Genomic DNA, 18,006 nt, shown 5'->3' with positions numbered 1-18,006 from the left:
TACTGTTTCGAGCAGAATCTATCCAGATTCGTTCTCGAAAGTACGAACGAGACTACTGCGAAAACCGTCCCGACAACGAGGAATTTTCGGCGGAAAAAGACTGTTACTGGCACCAGAGAGGCTGTGTCAACCGCTTCACCGGGTGGTCCGAAATCCGGCCTCGGCCCGAAAACGATTGCACGTCCGAACGGCCGAGTCGCAGTCTCTCGTTACTGTCGAACGCCGACGTTCAGTACCGAATCACTCGTTTTCGCCGTCGACCGCGTACATCTCGAACTCGTCGTTCGAGATGACCTTGTTCGCCTCGGGAGACATCTCGAGCGTCTCGAGTGACTGTTCGCTGTAGTAGAGTTCCTGGTAGACGTCGACCTCGCGTGTGAGGTCGTACTCGGTAGCGATCAGATAGTAGTCGACGCCGTGGTAGGCCCCAGTGTAGTTGCCGGTCTCGAACTGTTCGTGGTCGACCTCGCCAGTCGCGATCGTCGCGCCGCTCAGGGCTCCCTCTCGCTCGAGGCCGTTGATCGCGTGGTCGTACCGGAAGGGGTCGTAGCCGAGTCCGGCGTGGGGTCGATCCTCGGCGGCGTGTTCGAAGCCGGACTCGTAGCCGCTGAACGTCTGGTCGGTGACGTGCTGGCTCGGGCTGTAGATGAGTGGTGAAGCGTAGACGGTCAGCAATCCGAGCACGAGACAGGACCCGAGCACGAGCGCGACGATGGCGTCCGATCCCGGTCTCGTGACGAAACGGGAGAGTCCGCCGGCGAGGTGTGCGACGGCGATCCCCGCGATGATCGTCAGGACGACGTAGATGAACCCGATCTGTCGAAACGCCATCGTCGGTGTCCCGACGAAATACACCAACAGGATCCCACCGAGTGGAATCAGTGCGAGACCGAGGTACGTGACGAACGCGGCCGTCTCCCGGTCGGTGTTCGTCCACCCCAGCCACATCACCAGGACAAAGAGACCGACGACGAGGCCGATTATCGCCGCGTCGAGGAACATCCTGACGAACAGTTCGCCGAGACTGCCACCGATCTCGGCGAGCGAGGCCCCACGCTGGTCGACCTCCGCACCGGCGCCGACGTCTGCGGTCACGAGCCCGTAGACGAGTCCGGCGACCGCGTTCCTGAATCGCTCGTTCGAGACCGCCCAGACGGTAAAGATCACCCCGAGCACGGCCGTGTGCGCGTAGGCGGTTGGATGCTCGAGGATCGGATGCTCGTCTACTCGAGAGCGAGCGAGGTACTGGACGCCGGCGATGGCCCCGACGAGGACGACGACGTTGATCATCTGCTGGGGGTGAATCAGCAGCAGGCCGATCGCGCTCAGGTACAGCAGGACGCTAAACGGCGACAGTCCGAACGGAAGGCGTTCGATCGTCGCCCGTCGCCGGAGGTACGCGACGACGGCGAAGACGACGACGGGGACGAAAAACAGCGCGACGGAGTTCGTGTGCACGCCCATGTGCGTCGCGACGTTGTTCACGGGCAACACCATCCAGGAGACGATCGCACCGAAGCCGACTGCCCGTGGATTGCCGCTGACGTTCCGGACGATGAGCGGAACGAAGATCAGGAACGGGACGAAGAGAACGACCATCGTCACGAGCAACGCCCGTTCGATCGAGAACCCGCCGACCTGGTGTAACAGGGCACCGATCGAGTGGACGGCGGGGTAAAACAGTTCGTGGGGTGCGAGTCCGCCGTCGGCGACGTCTCGCGTCCAGCCCATGTGAGTCATCGCGTCGCCCATCCCCGAGAACCGGTAGTTGCGAATCAACGGCAGACTCACGATCGCGGTGACGGTCGTCCCGCCGAGGCCGATGCCAAGCGCCTGGTACCGGCCGCGACAGGCGATCGTGGCTCCGACGGCGATCGCCAGCGCGACGACGAACGCGATCCACGTCGCCGTAGGTGATCCTGCGTAGACGGACGACTCGTACCCGACCGCCGGATTCGCTCGAGCCACGAGCACGCCGGCGGCGAGCGCGAGAAAGCCGACCGCGAGCACTCCCTCGAGTGCCGACCGTCTCATCGTGACTCCGTACGACTGTCGGTCGATTTCTCGTCGATACGCATCTCTTGGCGGACGCTCGTCGCTGGCAAGGTTTGTTATAGGGCTCCTATCGTTCGCGACTGATGCGGTCGTTTCCAGGGACGAGCGATCGACGCTCCGGCTACTCCCGGGCGCGCGTTCGTTCGATCAGAGTACGACCTGCGTACACTCCGACTGCCGACGTCGATGATAGCTCAGTTCGCGTTCAGCTTCGCCCGCTCGTGGTACCAGCCACCGAAAGCACCGAGCGGCAGAACTAGCCAGCCCGCAATCGCCAGCGCGATGACCGCCGCTGGAAGTTGATCTTCGGACAGACGTGGCGCATCAACTCATTCACAAGCCGTTGGATCTGCTGTTTCATGAGACCGTCCGGGTCGAGTTTCTCCTCGGACTCGCCTGGATTCATGTTGCCATTCTTGTTCCACAGATAGTGCATCTCGACGAGGTGGGTGTGTCAGCGGCAGTAGGCTTCGATCTCGTCGACGACGTCCATAATGAACTTCTCCGCTCGATCGAGGAATCGACGATTCGCACACGGGGTGATCGTCGTCTGGTGAGGTGTCTCCGGCGTGTGGTACACTTGGAGGGCAAGATACTCGTTTTCGTCACCGAGGTCCGGTTCGAAGCTCAGTGTGAATGCAATCGCGGGGTTGCGCTCGAGGAAGTCTGCGAGGTCTTGATGGTAGCGTATTCCACGCAGTTCGGCGTAGATGAACGACCGGAGCATTACCTCGAATTCGTAGATTTCTGGGTGGTCATCCCAGTAGGGATCGGTGAATTTCTCGAGTAGGATATTCGCGTTCGTCACGGCATTGGCCACGTCGATATCGTCGTTGAGATCGTCGATAATTTCGTGGGCGGTGATGAGAGCATCTCGATGGGTAGAGTGTTTTGGATCAGCTGGATCAGCAGAGTAGAAACAATCATATGGATTTTCCCCAGGCTCTCGAGAGACGTTTTCGATCTCAATCGAGACGAGAAGATTGCGGTTCGGTTCCTCCCATGAATCAGTATCATTAGAGATTGATTCAGTAGAAAGAGAGGCGTTTTGTTCCGGGTACCCGTTTGTCATCACCCATCCTTTCCTGAGTTCGGGTAAAATCATGCACTATCAGAACGAAATTATGGCTCGTTACCGTTGATCAGGGTATTCGACAACACGTGGATCTTCTTCCGGCTCTTTATCCTGTTGAATATAGGCACAGAGCGCGAATATCGTACATTATCTGGCTTGACTATGCCATATCGAACACCATTATTTTAGATACTACCTATCGGTATCTCCATTAGATATAAATTGATTTTCACAGTACATAGAATCATGGATGCGGAGAAAGCGCACGCCGCCTACATGGTCCTCCACAAACGATTGTCGATATTCAAACGCCTCGTTGATGGCCCGGCTTATCAAAATTACCTGGCCGACGAGGTAGACGCCTCACAGTCGACGATTTACCGTGGACTCTATCTGTCTTTAGCTAAGCGAAGAACCACGTGACAGCAGCGGCTTATCGAGACATCTTTTCGAGAGGAATGAGGAGGCAACGGCTGTGTCCACCAATGCCTCCTCATCTCGGATTATGCGTCGGCTCACTACACTGTTTCCCTCTGAGTTCCTCGAAGAGCACGCCGAGGAACTCGGCGTGATCGGACGCGACCGCAAGCTCCAGATCCCTGCCTTCGTCTGGGCATTCGTGTTCGGCTTCGCCGCAGGCGAAAGCCGAACACTCGCTGGCTTCAGACGCAGCTACAACTCGACAGCTGATGAGACGACCTCTCCCGGCGGCTTCTATCACCGGTTGACGCCGTCTCCCGCAGAGTACTTCCGCGACCTCGTCGAGCGTGGCCTCGACGAGGTCGCTGTCCCTGACACTGTTGACGCCGATATCGACCGATTCAAGGACGTGATGATCGCTGATGGAACCGTCCTGCGGTTGCACGAGTTCCTTGCCGATGAGTACGAAGCTCGCAAGGAGGAGCAGGCTGGAGCGAAGCTCCACCTGCTCCACAATGCCACTGAGCAGACGATAGAACGTCTCGACGTGACTGACGAGAAAACGCACGACAGCACGTTGTTTCACACAGGATCGTGGCTCGAAGATCGGCTCGTTCTGTTCGACCGAGCCTACTTCAAGTACCGCCGCTTCGCGTTGATCGATGAGAACGACGGCTACTTCGTGAGTCGGCTGAAAGAGAGCGCAAATCCGGTCGTAACGGAGGAATTACGGGAATGGCGCGGGCGCGCCATTCCCTTGGAGGGTGAGCAGATCCACGATGTTGTGGATGATCTGCACCGCGAGTACATCGACGTGGAAGTCGAAGCCGAGTTCGACCGAAGACCGTACGGCGGAACGCAGTCACGCCATACGAAGCGGTTTCGCGTCGTCGGCGTCCGGAAAGAGGACGCCGACGACTACCACCTGTACATCACGAATCTCCCGAGAGAGGAGTTCCTGCCGTCGGATCTAGGGACGATCTATCGGTGTCGGTGGGAGGTGGAGTTGCTGTTTCGGGAGTTGAAGACGCAGTACGAACTGGACGAGTTCGACACGACAAAGAAGCATGTTGTCGAAATTCTGCTGTACGCGGCGTTGCTGTCACTGCTCGTGAGTCGTGAATTGCTCGATCTGGTCACCGAACAGGCGGACGGTGAGATCGTGTTTCCGCCGGAACGCTGGGCGGCGACCTTCCGGTCGCACGCCCAGCTCATCCTCCACGAACTTGGCGAATATCTTGGCTACTCGCCGCCACCGCTGCTTGACCGACTGATCGACGACGCACAGAAGATCCACCAGCAACGCCCAGTGTTACAAGAGACGCTCGCTACCGCTACGCAACCGAGGTGTGAGTCTTAGCTAAAGACGAATATACTCGACATCAAGTGCGGAGATTTCGTACTCAGTGTGCCAGTCTTGGAACCCGTTATCGGCAGCCACGGACTGCAGGTCGTCCGCGTTCCGGCGGACGATCTGCGGTCCGGTCTTCGTATCGTGCTTCCACCGTGCTGTAATATGGACATCAAGAACAGCGAGCGACTCTATATCAGTTAATGTCGTCACTTTCAGCGTCTGTACGGTGTTTCCTGACCGCTGGCGGAAGTACGATGAAGAACGGCGGCGATCAAAGAACGTGCTGTCGAGAGCGGCGTGGCCAGACTGCGGGTGTTGCTGCGCTGAAATGCGCAGCAACGCCCGCCACACCCACATTTTCAGCCGGTCGAACGATTTGTAGATCGTGCTGTAGTCAGGGAGATTCTCTCGATCGAGACCAAGTACGTCACGAACCTCGCTCATATACTTCAGCCGATTCGGCGTTTCACGGTAGCTATGGCCCTTTTCGAGCCGAAAACAGTGGAGAACGACATGGACCCAGCGGGCGAACCCGCCGCTGGCGGGCTCGCCCGCGTGCTTCCCCAACGCTTGTTTAGCTAGGTCACGACACTGCTCAACGAAGTCGAGGATATCGATTTCCATAGGCAGAGTCGAATTCCTCGGCTTCATCCTTCTAAGCTAGTGATATCGGCGGATTAGATCGCTATTCAACAGAGCAAATTAGATCGGCTCTCGAAGCGACTGTCCGAAGAGTGGCTACTCAGAGAAGACCTTTCTCCTGTGCTTTCCAGGGCTGTCCCTTCTGGAGAAGTTCTAACAGACGCTCTTGTTCCTCGTCACCGAACTTCGGGGGCGGTAGTAGTTAGGAGAAGTTCTGAAGATAGGTTTGAGAGATACGGCTCGTAGGAGTGTGATGGTGAAGGATGCTGGATATCGCCATCTTCATTTCCTCTCTTCATTACTAAGGCCCCCGAAGTTTGGTGTCAACTGCCCAAGTCCGCCATCGTTCCACCGACGTGCCCAGCGATTTCCAGTCGACGCAAATTTGCCAACGTCATCGGCTGTTTCCTCGTACGTTGCGCCCTTGTAGAGGCGTTTGACAAAGGAGAACCACTTGATGATCTTTGGATCGTCTGCTGGACGAAGCAGACGATCCAATTCCTCCTCACTCAGATGACGAACGAGATCGCCTCGCCGGTCGCCTCCCATTACTCGCCCATCTCAGTCCATACCCATAACTTCCGTTACTCATTAAGCTCCGCGACATCTGCGAGACCTCTGGTCTCGCTCGATGACGAGACGCTTCGCGTTTCGAACCACGTGACCCCGGGCGATTCACAGGCGCAACCAGTCTTGCAGTTACACCGACGACGTTCAGCGCACAGCTGAGACTGCCGACCGAACCACTGCACACACCGATCGCACTCGAGACGTGATCGGGTGTGTACTGACTGTCGTGCAGTAGCATGAAGAACGCGGATCGAAAGGACGGATCGAAATTCCGAGCCGGCCTCCGCTACGGAGCGTCCGCCAGCGCCTCGGCGACGACTTCGATCGGCGTCGGCGGCTCTTCGGTCGCACCGGGTCTATCCTCGAGTTGGGTGCGACACGACGCGCCGGGAGCGACGACGTGGTCGCCCTCGCTCTCGTCGACCTGATCGTAGAGCACGTCGGCGATGGCCATGCTCATCGAATAGTGTTCAGCTTCGTAGCCAAAGGAGCCGGCCATCCCACAGCACGTCGAGTCGAGAGGATCGACCGCGTAGCCGGCCCGACGAAGGATACCGACCGCGTGGTGATCCTTCGCGTGAGCTTTCTGATGACAGTGGCCGTGGTATGCGAGGTGGTCGTCGGGGGCGGCAAACGCGAGTTCGCGATCGAGATTGAACCGATCGAGGTACTCACAGATGCCGTAGGCGTTCTCCGCGACGGTCCGGACCTCGTCGTGGTCGAAGAGATCGAGGTAGTCCGACTGGACCATAACGGCGTCGGACGGCTCGATCAACACCACCTCGTAGCCGTCCTCGACGTACGGCAACAGCGCGTGGACGGTGTCGTTCGCGTTCTCGGCTGCCTCGTCGAGCATCCCCTTCGAGTACGCCGGTCGACCAACGTCGCGCGGATCGGCGATCTCGACGTGGACGCCAGCGGCCTCGAGCACCTCGAGTGCGGCTTCGCCGGCCTCGGGGTACTCGTGGTTGGTGTAGATGTCGGGGACGAGGACGACCTTGTGGTCGGCCTCGGTCGGGGAGACCGCCGGCCGGTGGTCGGCGACCCGCTTCGTGAAGGTGTTCCGGCGGAACGTGGGGAGATCGCGTTCGCGGGAGATGCCGAGCACTTTTTCGGCGACGAGGCTGCTGCCGGGCACTTTTGTCGCCCAGTTCGACAGCGGCGCGGTCGCCGAGCCGAGCTTCGCCAGCGTCTCGAAGTTGGCGAACATGCGGTCCCGGATCGAGGTCCCGTGTCGTTTGTGATGCTCGTAGGTGAGTTCGGCTTTCAGCTTCGCCAGGTCGACTCCGCTCGGGCAGTCGTGTTTACAGCCCTTGCAGCCGATACAGAGGTCGAGCACCTCCTCGACGAACTCGTCGCTGAACTGCTCGTCGGCGTCGAGTTCGCCGTTCATCGCCTGGCGAAGGGCGTTCGCACGGCCTCGGGTCGAGAGGATCTCCTCGTCTTCGGCGCGGAACGTCGGACACATCACGCCGCCCGTGGTGGACTGTTCACCACGACAGCCGCCACAGCCATGACAGAGTTCGACCATCCCCTGGAACCCGTTGTCTTCACGCCACTCGAGGTTCGACTCGAAGCCGGCGTCGAACTCGTAGTCCGGGCCGAAGCGGTGGTTCTCAGTCATGTCCGTCGGGTTCTCCTCGCGGAAGACGACCTGTCCCGGGTTCAGGAGCCAGTCGGGGTCGAACGCCGTCTTCAACTCCTGGAAGGTCTCCCACATCTCGTCGCCGTACAGTTTCCGGTTCCACTGGGTACGGGCGCGGCCGTCACCGTGCTCGCCCGAGACGGAGCCGTCGTATTCGACGACGAGGTCGGTCACGTCGGCCGCGATCGACTCCATCGCCTCGAGTCCGCCCTGGGTCTTCGTGTTCACGAGCGGACGGATGTGAAGGACGCCGGGGCCGGCGTGGGCGTAGAAGCTGGCGTAGGTCTCGTGATCCTCGAGGACGTCCTGGAAGTCGGCGACGAACTCCCGGAGGTTCTCGGGCGGAATGCCGGTGTCCTCGATGAACGCGACGTGTTTCTCGTCGGTCGTCCGCGAGAGCAAGATCGGGAGCCCGGACTTGCGAAGCTTCCAGATCTTTGCGCGACTGTCGGCGTCGTAGGCCTCGAGGGCGTCGAACGCCAGAGCGTCGGCGTCGGTGATCGTCCGCGCGTCGTCGTCTTCATCGTCGGCCTCACCTTCGGGGTCGACGGCCGGACAGCGGTCGGCAAGCAAGTTCGCGACCTTCCGCTTGCCGTCTGCGATGTCGTCGGCGTAGAACTCGACGATCAGGACTGCTGCCGTCCCTTCTGGGAGCATCTCCGCGACGGAGGCGAACTCGGGGGTCTCCCGTGCGAGGTCGATCATCACGTCGTCGAGTACCTCGACTGCGGCGGGGTCGTGCTCGACGATCGGCTCGACGTCGTCCATCGCATCGAGGACGGTGTCGTAGGCCAGCAACGCCATACTCTTCTCTTCCGGGAGGGACTCGAGCGAGACGGTGGCCTCGGTGACGATCGCCAGCGTCCCTTCGCTGCCACAGAGCAGTTTCGCGAGGTTGACCGTGCCGCCCTCGGCGTCGGGTTCGCCGATGCCGCGTTCGTCTCCGCGCGCGCCCTCGACGAGCCAGTCGAGGTTGTACCCGGAGACGTTGCGTTTGAGATCGGGATACACCTCTTCGACCAGATCGCCCTTCTCCTCGAGAATGCGTGCGACTTCGCCGTAGATCGCCGCCTCGAGATCGTCGCCGTCGGCCAGATCGGAGAGGTCGTCGACGGCGACTTCGCCGAAGGTGGTGACGGTACCGTCCGCGAGGACGACCTCGACCTCCTCGACGTAGGCGTCGGTCTTGCCGTACTGCAGGGAGTGAGCCCCGGTCGAGTTGTTGCCGATCGCGCCGCCGAGCGCGCTCTTGTCGCCCCAGGCGGGATCGGGCGCGAACTTCAGGTCGTGGGGCTCGAGGTTCTCGTTGAGCGACTCGAGGTAGATACCGGACTGGGCAGTCGCGAGTCGCTCGTGGGGATCGATCTCGACGACGCCGTCCATGTACTTCGTAAAATCGAGGACGACGGCTTCGTTGACGGTCTGGCCGGCGAGGCTGGTGCCGCCGCCCCGCGGGAGGACCGGAATCCCCTCGTCGGCACAGTAGCCGACGACGCGGGCGACGTCGGCGGTCGTCTTCGGGAAGACGACGCCGATCGGCGTCACTTCGTAGATGCTCGCGTCGGTGGCGTACAACTGTCGTGAGTAGGAGTCGAACCGAACGTCGCCGGTGACGCGACGCTCGAGGTCGGCGACGAGGTCGGGTCGTTCGACGTCGTCGCTCTGGTAGTCGTAGTTGGCGTTTGGATCGTCGGCCGGATCGCCCCGGGTTGGTGGTGTAGTCGTCATGGGAATAGTGGTGTCGGGTCGTCGAAGTCGTTTAGGAGGCGGTGCTTAGAAAACCGTCGGGAAGGCCACGTAGACGAACAGCGTCGTCAAGAGCCCACCGACGATCAGGTAGTAGGCGACGGGGATGAGGTTGAGCCGGATGACTCGTCCGGTCTTCCCGACGAGGCCGACGGTCGCCAGCGCGGCGATCACGTTGTGGATCGCGATGACGTTCCCGATCGCGCCGCCGATCGACTGGGCACCGACCAGGATCTGCGTCGGCATGTCGAGGGTCTGGGCGACCTCGAACTGGAACGCACTGAAGGTGATGTTACTGACCGTGATCGAGCCCGCGATGAAAGCCCCGAGCGCGCCGACCGCTGGCGCGATCATCGGGTACGCAGGACCGATCGCCGCTGCGGTCGCCTCCGCGAGGACGACGATCATGCTCCCGTCGGGCACCGACGCGGCCGCCGTCGCGCCGGCTTCGACGTGGGCCGTGGTCTCGAGCATGACTTCGACCATCGCGATGACGAACACGAGCGCGATCAGCGGCGAGACGATCTTGTCGCCGGCCTCGCGCCACGCACTCGCTACCTGGCTAGTGTTCATCCGGAACACCGGAATCGCGAGCAACGCGCTGAGCACGAGCCAGGTGCCGGGCACGTAGGCCCAGTCGATCGCACCGCCGAGTTCGGTGCCGAGGATCGCCGACCACTCGAGGATCGGACCAATCGAGAACTGACCGACGCCGGTCTCGAGCGCCGCGATTGGGCCTCCCTGCAGGAACTCCGCGATTGGTTCTATCACGCGGGTTCCGATCAGGAGGACGACGAGGATCAGGTATGGCGACCACGCCCGCAGGAGCGACATCGACTTCTCGCCGTCCACTGGGGCGTCCGTCTCGTTGCTACCGGGTTCGATGCTGCCGACCCAGTGGTCGGGCCACTCCTCGCGGGGCGGGAACTCCCAGGTGTCGTCGGGATCGAGATAGCCGGCACGGAGCGTGGCCACGACGATGGCACCGCCGACCATCGCTGCGAACAGCGACGGGAGCTCGGGTCCGATAAACCAGGCCACTAGCGCGTACGGGATGGCGAACGCGACGCCGGAGAATAGACAGAGCGGGACGACATCTTTGACCGGGGCGACCGACCGATCGTCGGGATCACCGAAGAAGTAGACGACCATGCCGACGGCGAAAAGCGGCATCAACACGCCGAGGACGCCGTTGAACACCGCAGCCCAGCCGGCCGCAGTCGCCGAGTAGCTAGCGACGGACAGTCCCTCGGCCGCGATCGTCGGCTCGACGCTCTCGAGCGGTTGTTCGTAGCCGACGATGATCGGCGTGCCGACTGCGCCAAAGACCGTCGCGACGGCGTGACCGACCAGCGCCGCGACGACGGCGGCGAGCGCCGGGAAGCCGAGTGCGAGCAACAACGGCGCGACGACGGCCGCGGGAGTGCCAAAGCCGGCGACGCCTTCGATAAACGTCGCGAGGAAAAAGCCAAGCAAGACGACCTGGACGCGCCGGTCCTCGCTGATCGAGGCGAATCCCTCGTTGATCCGGTCGACCGCTCCCGATCGCATCAGCGTGTAAAGCAACACGAGCGCGCCGAAGACGATCCAGAGAATCTCGATGGCGGCGAGTGCGCCGCCGATACTCGCTGCCAGAATCCACTCGAGGGGCATGTCCCAGATCGCGAAGGCGACGACCGCTGCGACGACCCACGCGACCGGCATCGATCGCTCGGCCGGCCACAGGAAGCCGACGAGCAAGACGGCGACGACGACGAGCGGAGCGAGCGCGGCCCCGATTTCGACGGTGCTCGTCATCGTCCCCTCCGGTTCACCCGTTTGGTGTCTTTCGTTTCGTTGCGCCCCAACCCAGCCATATGGCGGGAGTATACAACCATCGTCCCAACCTCTACATCATGCTACCGTATATCTATCGGAGTCTTTCTGTATCCTCCGCAATATTTCAATATATAGTGGTTTATCATTATGACAATTGGTCAATTGTACAACTAAGTGAAACGTTCCTCGTCCACGATCTGCGTTTGGAACGAACGGATGTTTCACAGACGGTACGAGGCGGCTGCCCCGACTCTTGAGGTCGGGGAGGAAGCCGACACTCGACGAGACAACCCACGCCACAATGGCCGACCAGCCCCCCTAATGTATGAGTAACATCGACTGTCTATGTGAAAGACCAGTGAAATATCGTCGAACCGCCGTTATCAAACTCGACACTCCCGAAGGAGTCGACACATCCCTTCGAGAGGCAGTCGAACAATTCAACCACTGCGCCAACACCGCAAGCGAGTGGTGCTGGCACGGGCGTCGCTAGATTCCAATATCGATCAAATAACTTTTATAAACATGGACTGGCGCGGAAAGTTGTTCCGATGTACCGGCGCGACCGCGAGCTCTCCTGCGGTTGCGCCAGAACTGACTGACAGTAAACCGTATCAATCACGGAAACCTCTGAGTTCCGTACGATCTCGGGCACTCCCGTTGCCCTTCTGCGAACCGTCCCGGGGTCACGTGGTTCGAGAGACTTCGTCTCTCGTCATCACGGAAGCGCAGAGATCTTCCGAACGACCCCGAGGCACTCGGCCTGCTCCGCCTGTAGAAAACGCGAGACTACGCCGACTCGACGGGCGTCGACCGATTGTATGACACCAGTAGGCCACCCGTCACCAGGACGACGACGACCGCCCAGAACAGCCACACCGTCGTCTCGTCGAGCGCGTAGACGACGGCGAGCGACAGCAGGTAGACGGCGGTCAAAACGAGTGTATGACGTTCCGTTCGGCGTAACTGGAACCCCGTCATCGTGATCGGCGTCACTCGAGGGAGACGAGGTGCTCGAGTAAGTCGTCCAGTGGTGTGTCCGTCACTGCCAGCGAGTAGCCGTCGATGCGTGCCAGGTCCGCCGCGTGTGGCCACAGATCGTCCTCGTCGATGCCGTGGAGGACGACCGCATTCGGCGTCGGGTTGACCACGCGCAACGCGACCAGTGGCGATTCGCCGCGAGTTACGCCCGTAAAGACGAGCACGCGGTTCGTACTCTGACCGTAGAGTCGAAAGAACTCCTCGCTCGAGAGGCGTGTGATCGCTCGGATGCTGTCGATGACGGTGTGGCCACTGATACGGTCCGTGCTTCCGGAGGTGATCTCGGTCGCGTCGATGTCGTCGTACAACTGTACGAGTGGGAGCGAAGTCGCGTACTCGCGCAGGTCGTAGACGACGTCGCTGTCGAACCCGGCCGAGAGCACGCGACCGTACTGCCGGATGCGGTCGCCGCCGCGGCGCTCGTCGATGACGAGCAGACCCTCGACGAGTCGGCCGACGACGCCGATCCCCGGACTCTCGCGGCGTCCGCTCTCGTAGTCAGAGATGACCGACGAGGAGACAGCTAGTTCGGCGGCGAGATCGGTCTGTGAGACGTCGAAGTCGGTTCGCCACTTGCGCAACGTCGCGCCGGGGTCGTCACTCAGCGTAATCTCGCCGGCAATCTTCTCTGCGAGTTCGCGTTTCGGCCCTCGTCCGCCCATACAGGTCGGTCACCCGGTCGGCCCAAGTAGCTACCGGAGACCGTTGGCAAGAGTAGCCGTCTTTCTCACGGACAGTCCGGTTACGCGTTGTTCATTCGCTGGCTCTCCCGGTTGCCACACCGCTGGCACTCCCGAACTCGGTACGGTTCCCGCGAGTACCGAGCGTTTTCCCCCGTTCCACCTTCCGTCACGATCTGGACGGACACTTCGTGCAACGTCTCGACCCCACAGACCTCACACGGCTCGGTCATTCCGTTCGATCCGTCATCAGTCGTTGCCATATCGTCTCCATCCCAGTACTGCATAATATACCATCGTCAGTGACTTCGGTCGAAGAGAACTGGTATATATAGGCTTTCTCGGGAATTGAAGACGCCCCACCAACGTCGATCTCGCCCGAGGACGCTCGCCAATACTGTAAGATTAGAGAACTCTTCTGTTCAAAAATGTGTATTCAAATTAAATTTGTCGTCAGAGGCGGAAAGTTTTTGCGACGAATCTCTCTAATAACGAGATATGGATGACGAGTCCTCCATCGAAGAAATTCTCGATACGATCGGGGACGAGCACGCTCGGACTGTTCTGGCTTCGATCAGTCGCGAACCGGGTTCCGCCAAAGAACTCGCAACGCGCCTGGACCTCTCCCAACCGACGATCTACAGGCGGATCGATCTCCTCGAGGAGAACGACCTGGTCGAGAACCGAACGCTCGTCGCCGACGACGGCAACCACTACAAGGAGTACACCTGCAACTTCAACAGCACGGTCATCTCACTCGAGGACGACGAGTACGACGTCCGAATCTTCCGCGAGGAGAACCTGCCGGACCGGTTCACGCAGCTATGGGACGAACTCGGCGTGAACGAGCACTGATGAGCGTGATCGATCCATTCCCGTTTCGGCCCGTGACCCGACGTCTGTCCCCCAGCGAGAACACATGGACGGAGTAACCGACGCAGTCCTGATGCTGATGCAGATGACTGTCTTCGCCCTCGCGCTGGGGTTGACGATCATCAGTTTCCAGTCGTATCGAGCGAACCCCTCGAAACGCCTCGAGTCGGCGTTTATCGGCTTTGCCTTCCTGAGTATGGGCGTCGCGCTCACGACGATCGTCGCACAACTGCCCGAGCCGCCGCTCGTGTTCTACATCGCCGAAACCGTTCCGTTCATCGTCGGGTTCGGGATGCTTTACCTGTCGTTGTACCGCTAACCCGACTCCTGGTTCTCGCGGAGCCGTTCGATGCGCGTGGCAAGCGGCGGCGTCCGTGAGATCAGACTCCGACCCGCGCCGTCCTCGAGGTCGATATCGGCCGCCTCCGCGGCACGTTCGAACGCGTCCGCGAGCGTCTCCCGTCCGACGACGTCTCCAGCGCGGGCATCGGTGTAGTACCGGAGTCGCCGGGTTCCGACGAGACCCAGCACGGCGACGACGGCTGCCACCACCACTCCCAGGAGAAGCGGTAGTGGTTCGAAACTGACCGCCACCAACACCACGACCAAGGCGACGACGTACGGTGCCACCGAGAGAACGTCCTCACAGTAGGTCGCCTGTTCCCTGCGGGTAGCCAGCAGCGCCCGCAGGGTACCGTCGTCGAACGTCTCGAGCGCGCTGCTTGAAACGAACAGGAACCGACTGCCGGGTGCGCCGGCGACTTCGACCGTGAGGTAGTTGTCGTCGGCTTCGACGACCCGGACGCCACGGACAGACAGGTCGACGCGCTCGAGAAGCGCCTCGATCCGTGCTCGTTCCTCGTCGGTCGGACGGCGCGTCTTCGAGGAGAGTCCGGACAGCAACGGTGAGCCAGCCCAAAGAACGAACCAGAAGGCGAGAATCAGGAGAACGAGTTCGACTGGCCCGCTGTCGCGTGTCGCCAGGATGCCAGTGACAAAGAGGAAGACGAGGCCGAAGAGGACGGTCAGATACCGCAGGTAGTGACGGCGGACCGTCGACACGTCGTCGACGCCCGGCAGGTCCGGATTGGCCTGGAGAATCGCCGCGATCGTCGCGCCGCCGACGACGGTCGCAGCGCCAGTGCTGACGAGAATCGTGACGACGGTATCCGCGACTCCCTCGCCCGGGACCAGAAGACCGGCATTCCCGACGATCCAGGCTGCGAAACCCGAAAGAAGGGCCGTCGCTCCCGTGAGAATGTTCGTCCAGCGGGCAGCAGCTTCGTCCGAGCGGTTTCGGGAGAACCGACCGTACAGGTAGCCGACACCGAGCGAGCAGACCGCACCGATCGCGACGAAAACCGCGAGCAAGAGCCAGGAGACTGCGGTGACCAGCAGGGACATACGCCGTCGATCGAACCGAATTGACTAATATGTTATCGTTTCTACTTGTCTCGAACAGTGTGCCGGCCGGCGTTCTCCCGTAATCGCTCGATTCGTCCGGCGAGTGTCGGGTCGCTCCGAGACAGATTCGCTTCGACGCGCCTCGAGATCGACGCCCGCCGCGTCTGCGATCTGTTCGAAGGAATCCGCTCTCGTCTCGATCTGAAAACAGTCGACGAGTAACGCTCCACAATCCTAAACGCGACTCTCACTACTCACGTTTCAATGAGCGACTGGACCGAACAGTCGGGAGAATATGGCGCAGAGTCGATGTACTGGGTGTGGTGATCGGTGGTTCGCAAATAGGTGAACGAATCCGGTAGCAGCACTCGTTGATGGGAATGCCGATGAAATCGGGGAAAATTTTCACTTTCGCCCAGAGCGTGTCATAGAATCAATCTCAAAGCTTCTCACAGCCCGGTTCGTTTCCTCGCTCGTAGTTGGTGATTGTAACAACGAGCCGGAGACATAGAGCAAGGAACACCTCTGTTCGTGCGTGGACGCGACCTCGGGCGCGAACGTGCCCGAGGCCGCAGTCCTTGACTGCGTCGTTGGTTCGTTCGACTCCTGTCCGGTTGTTGTACGTCTCATCCAAGATGGACTGCTTCAGCTGAACGTCCTCGCTGTGTTCCTCGATGCGGTCTTCGACCCTGTACTCGATGTCTTTCGGGTCGTCAGTGTTTCGCGGGTTGTACGGAGCGATTGGCACGACCCCTGCAGCCAGCAGGTGGTCGTGCCAATCGAGAATGTCGTAGGCGCTGTCTCCAAGCATCCAGATCGGTGTATCGACGGCGAGCGCGTCACGGGTGACGCGCATCGCCGTCTCTTGGTCTGCTTGTTTGGCCGGTGTAAACTCCGCTGCTATCGGGATCTTTGCGCCGGTTGAGACGATTGTACAGCCGAAGCCATAGTAGTGTTCTTGGGCTGTTGGATCGTAGTTTCACGACGCAGCGTCGTTGTACTGGATCGCTTCGATGTGGGTCGGGTCGATGGAGTAGGTGGAGTCGGGCAGGCCGCGGGCGGCGGCCTGCTCGACGAGCCTATCGAAGGCATCGTCAATGACGTGTTCAAGGTCGGTGAGAAACCGGTCAATCGTGTCTCTGGATGGTGGTTTGTCGAGTCCGCAGTAGTACCAGACGAGGCCGTGCTGGAGTTCTCGTGCAACCGGACGTGTTCCGTAGATGTCCTTGTAATAGCAGTGTAGCAAGCCGCGAAAGAGGTCTGGTGGCTGGTGAACTCGTGTTCGCCCCCGCTTCGAGGGGGCGAACACGTCGTAGTCCAGCAGAAACTCGAACTCAAGGTGCTCGAACAGCGGTACTGTTTCGGTAGCCGCGACATTCAAGAAGTCGTCTACCGAAGTTACGTCTTGCAGGGGTGCGCTTGTGTTGGACACACTTCGCGCACCCTGCTGCTTCGTACGTGACGCTTTCTATGACACGCTCTTGAGTTGCTGAATCGTGAGTTCGGCGCGTTTCGTGTAGTGGTTTGAGGCGTGACTGCGGTCGAATCCCGAAGCATCGATTCCCGCAACGCCGTTGGTCGAGAGCAGTGAAATAGAGAGATTGAGCAGCACTCGCCAGACAGCCAGATCGAGTCTATCGAACGCTTTGCACAGTGTTGATGGGGCTGGCAGTTCAGTGAGATTGATCGCGTTCCGGATACGTGTCATCTCGATGAGTTCGTCGAGGAGTGTACGATAGGTTGTGTTCTTCCGAACCGTGAGACAGAGGAGAACGATGTGTTAATGGAGCGTATAGCGTTGTTTCGAGAACTTCGAGGAGTATCGAGCTACGGCACATTTCGCTAACTGAAATGCTTCCTCGACAAATCGGAGCAACCGAGACTTTGGGAGAGTCTGCATCCACTCAAACTACCGACTGAACCTGTAACCCACTAAGGATTTCAACAGAGCCAGCGGCGACGTACGTGGAAGACCACGGGTTCACACCGTCGACGCGCTTCACCTCGTCGAATCAAACGGGGACACTGTCGTTTCCAGCGACGACACGTACGAAGATGTCACACCTCGTCTTGACTTGAAATCAGTCGACGAAGCGTGACGCTCCGCAATCCCTAAACGCGACTCTCACCAATCACGTTTCAATGAGCGACTGGACCGAGATGTCTATCAGAAACGATGTAAGACTGATGTAATGGTAATGGCTACCAAACAGAGTATTTAGAACAACCAACCGAGAACCCACCCAATCGAATACGGGTCATACCCCGTCACCAAGACCCCTTCATAATAACCAGCGAGATTATTCACGAGGACCATCGTGTAAAACCCGATAACGAACGAAAACCCGACGAGACAAGCGTAAAACACCTGTCTATCGCCTTTCTCGATATAGTCAACTACAACCCGGGACGCCATTACCAACACCCCTACCACTGCGATTGCAAATCCGAAAAACAGTGGCCATCCTCCAAGAGTCAGCACTTCATACATCACTGGGTTCCCTTCGTTAGCAAATGAGCCGTGCGCGGAGATGGCCATGTACTTAGAAATCCTATCCAGCAAAATCATCACGATAACTGCCCCGGTCAATGCATACACGATACGCTTTGCTTCTATGTTTGATAACATATATTGTAACTAAGGTATCAAATCCCATTAGTTTACTGCCGTTTTGGACTTAAA

Annotated in this window: 12 protein-coding genes and 5 pseudogenes; 4 read left to right on the top strand and 13 right to left on the bottom strand. The window is 59.8% G+C overall.

Features of this window, described 5'->3' with window-relative positions:
- Window positions 1–240 precede the first annotated feature (240 nt).
- Window positions 241–2,034: a DUF6541 family protein gene (locus NATGR_RS17195; protein WP_005575957.1), complete on the bottom strand. Its 1,794-nt coding sequence runs from the start codon at window positions 2,032–2,034 to the stop codon at window positions 241–243.
- A gap of 475 nt (window positions 2,035–2,509) precedes the next feature.
- Entirely contained in the window at window positions 2,510–3,160 is a 651-nt protein-coding gene (locus NATGR_RS20340) for a hypothetical protein (protein WP_015233875.1), read from the bottom strand.
- A 475-nt stretch (window positions 3,161–3,635) separates the two neighbouring features.
- Between NATGR_RS20340 and NATGR_RS17180 the strand changes: the two genes are divergently transcribed.
- The gene (locus NATGR_RS17180; RefSeq protein ID WP_015233873.1) at window positions 3,636–4,910 is read left to right on the top strand and encodes an IS4 family transposase; all 1,275 of its coding nucleotides are present in this window, start codon (window positions 3,636–3,638) and stop codon (window positions 4,908–4,910) included.
- Window positions 4,911–4,919: 9 nt separating this feature from the next.
- Here NATGR_RS17180 and NATGR_RS17175 read toward each other — a convergent pair.
- The 4 genes and pseudogenes from NATGR_RS17175 to NATGR_RS17165 all read right to left on the bottom strand — a co-directional run.
- Window positions 4,920–5,528: pseudogene (locus NATGR_RS17175) on the bottom strand (transposase); the annotation flags it as partial.
- 324 nt (window positions 5,529–5,852) lie between these two features.
- Window positions 5,853–6,095: pseudogene (locus tag NATGR_RS19750) on the bottom strand (helix-turn-helix domain-containing protein); the annotation flags it as partial.
- Window positions 6,096–6,402: 307 nt separating this feature from the next.
- Window positions 6,403–9,489, bottom strand: a complete 3,087-nt coding sequence (locus tag NATGR_RS17170; protein WP_005576538.1) for an FAD-binding and (Fe-S)-binding domain-containing protein — start codon at window positions 9,487–9,489, stop codon at window positions 6,403–6,405.
- 45 nt (window positions 9,490–9,534) lie between these two features.
- On the bottom strand, window positions 9,535–11,304 hold the full coding sequence (locus NATGR_RS17165) for an L-lactate permease (RefSeq protein WP_005576540.1): 1,770 nt from the start codon (window positions 11,302–11,304) through the stop codon (window positions 9,535–9,537).
- A gap of 379 nt (window positions 11,305–11,683) precedes the next feature.
- Here NATGR_RS17165 and NATGR_RS20565 point away from each other — a divergent pair.
- Window positions 11,684–11,809: pseudogene (locus NATGR_RS20565) on the top strand (RNA-guided endonuclease TnpB family protein); the annotation flags it as partial.
- A 305-nt stretch (window positions 11,810–12,114) separates the two neighbouring features.
- Here the strand turns inward: NATGR_RS20565 and NATGR_RS17160 are convergent.
- From NATGR_RS17160 to NATGR_RS17150, 3 genes are all read right to left on the bottom strand, one after another.
- On the bottom strand, window positions 12,115–12,321 hold the full coding sequence (locus NATGR_RS17160) for a hypothetical protein (protein WP_005576542.1): 207 nt from the start codon (window positions 12,319–12,321) through the stop codon (window positions 12,115–12,117).
- Window positions 12,318–13,028 carry a helix-turn-helix domain-containing protein gene (locus NATGR_RS17155; RefSeq protein WP_005576544.1) on the bottom strand — a complete coding sequence of 237 codons (711 nt, stop codon included), beginning with the start codon at window positions 13,026–13,028 and terminating at the stop codon, window positions 12,318–12,320. The genes NATGR_RS17160 and NATGR_RS17155 overlap by 4 nt, the downstream gene beginning before the upstream one ends.
- Window positions 13,029–13,108: 80 nt before the next feature.
- Complete coding sequence (locus NATGR_RS17150) at window positions 13,109–13,309, bottom strand: DUF7835 family putative zinc beta-ribbon protein (RefSeq protein WP_005576546.1); 201 nt, start codon at window positions 13,307–13,309, stop codon at window positions 13,109–13,111.
- 235 nt (window positions 13,310–13,544) lie between these two features.
- On the opposite strand from NATGR_RS17150, the gene NATGR_RS17145 reads away from it, so the two are divergent.
- A complete protein-coding gene (locus tag NATGR_RS17145; RefSeq protein ID WP_005576547.1) occupies window positions 13,545–13,901 on the top strand; it encodes an ArsR/SmtB family transcription factor in 357 nt (118 codons plus the stop codon).
- A 64-nt stretch (window positions 13,902–13,965) separates the two neighbouring features.
- The gene (locus NATGR_RS17140; protein ID WP_005576549.1) at window positions 13,966–14,238 is read left to right on the top strand and encodes a DUF7521 family protein; all 273 of its coding nucleotides are present in this window, start codon (window positions 13,966–13,968) and stop codon (window positions 14,236–14,238) included.
- Here the strand turns inward: NATGR_RS17140 and NATGR_RS17135 are convergent.
- From NATGR_RS17135 to NATGR_RS17120, 4 genes and pseudogenes are all read right to left on the bottom strand, one after another.
- Complete coding sequence (locus NATGR_RS17135) at window positions 14,235–15,323, bottom strand: hypothetical protein (protein ID WP_005576550.1); 1,089 nt, start codon at window positions 15,321–15,323, stop codon at window positions 14,235–14,237. The two genes, NATGR_RS17140 and NATGR_RS17135, sit on opposite strands and share 4 nt — an antisense overlap.
- A gap of 439 nt (window positions 15,324–15,762) precedes the next feature.
- Window positions 15,763–16,755: pseudogene (locus NATGR_RS17130) on the bottom strand (transposase).
- A gap of 48 nt (window positions 16,756–16,803) precedes the next feature.
- Window positions 16,804–17,223, bottom strand: a pseudogene (locus NATGR_RS19075) (IS5/IS1182 family transposase); the annotation flags it as partial.
- A gap of 318 nt (window positions 17,224–17,541) precedes the next feature.
- Window positions 17,542–17,952, bottom strand: a complete 411-nt coding sequence (locus tag NATGR_RS17120) for a hypothetical protein (RefSeq protein ID WP_005576555.1) — start codon at window positions 17,950–17,952, stop codon at window positions 17,542–17,544.
- Window positions 17,953–18,006 lie beyond the last annotated feature (54 nt).

The sequence above is a fragment of the Natronobacterium gregoryi SP2 genome, assembly GCF_000230715.2.
GTDB lineage: Archaea > Halobacteriota > Halobacteria > Halobacteriales > Natrialbaceae > Natronobacterium > Natronobacterium gregoryi.
This window is presented reverse-complemented; position numbering and strand designations above follow the sequence as displayed.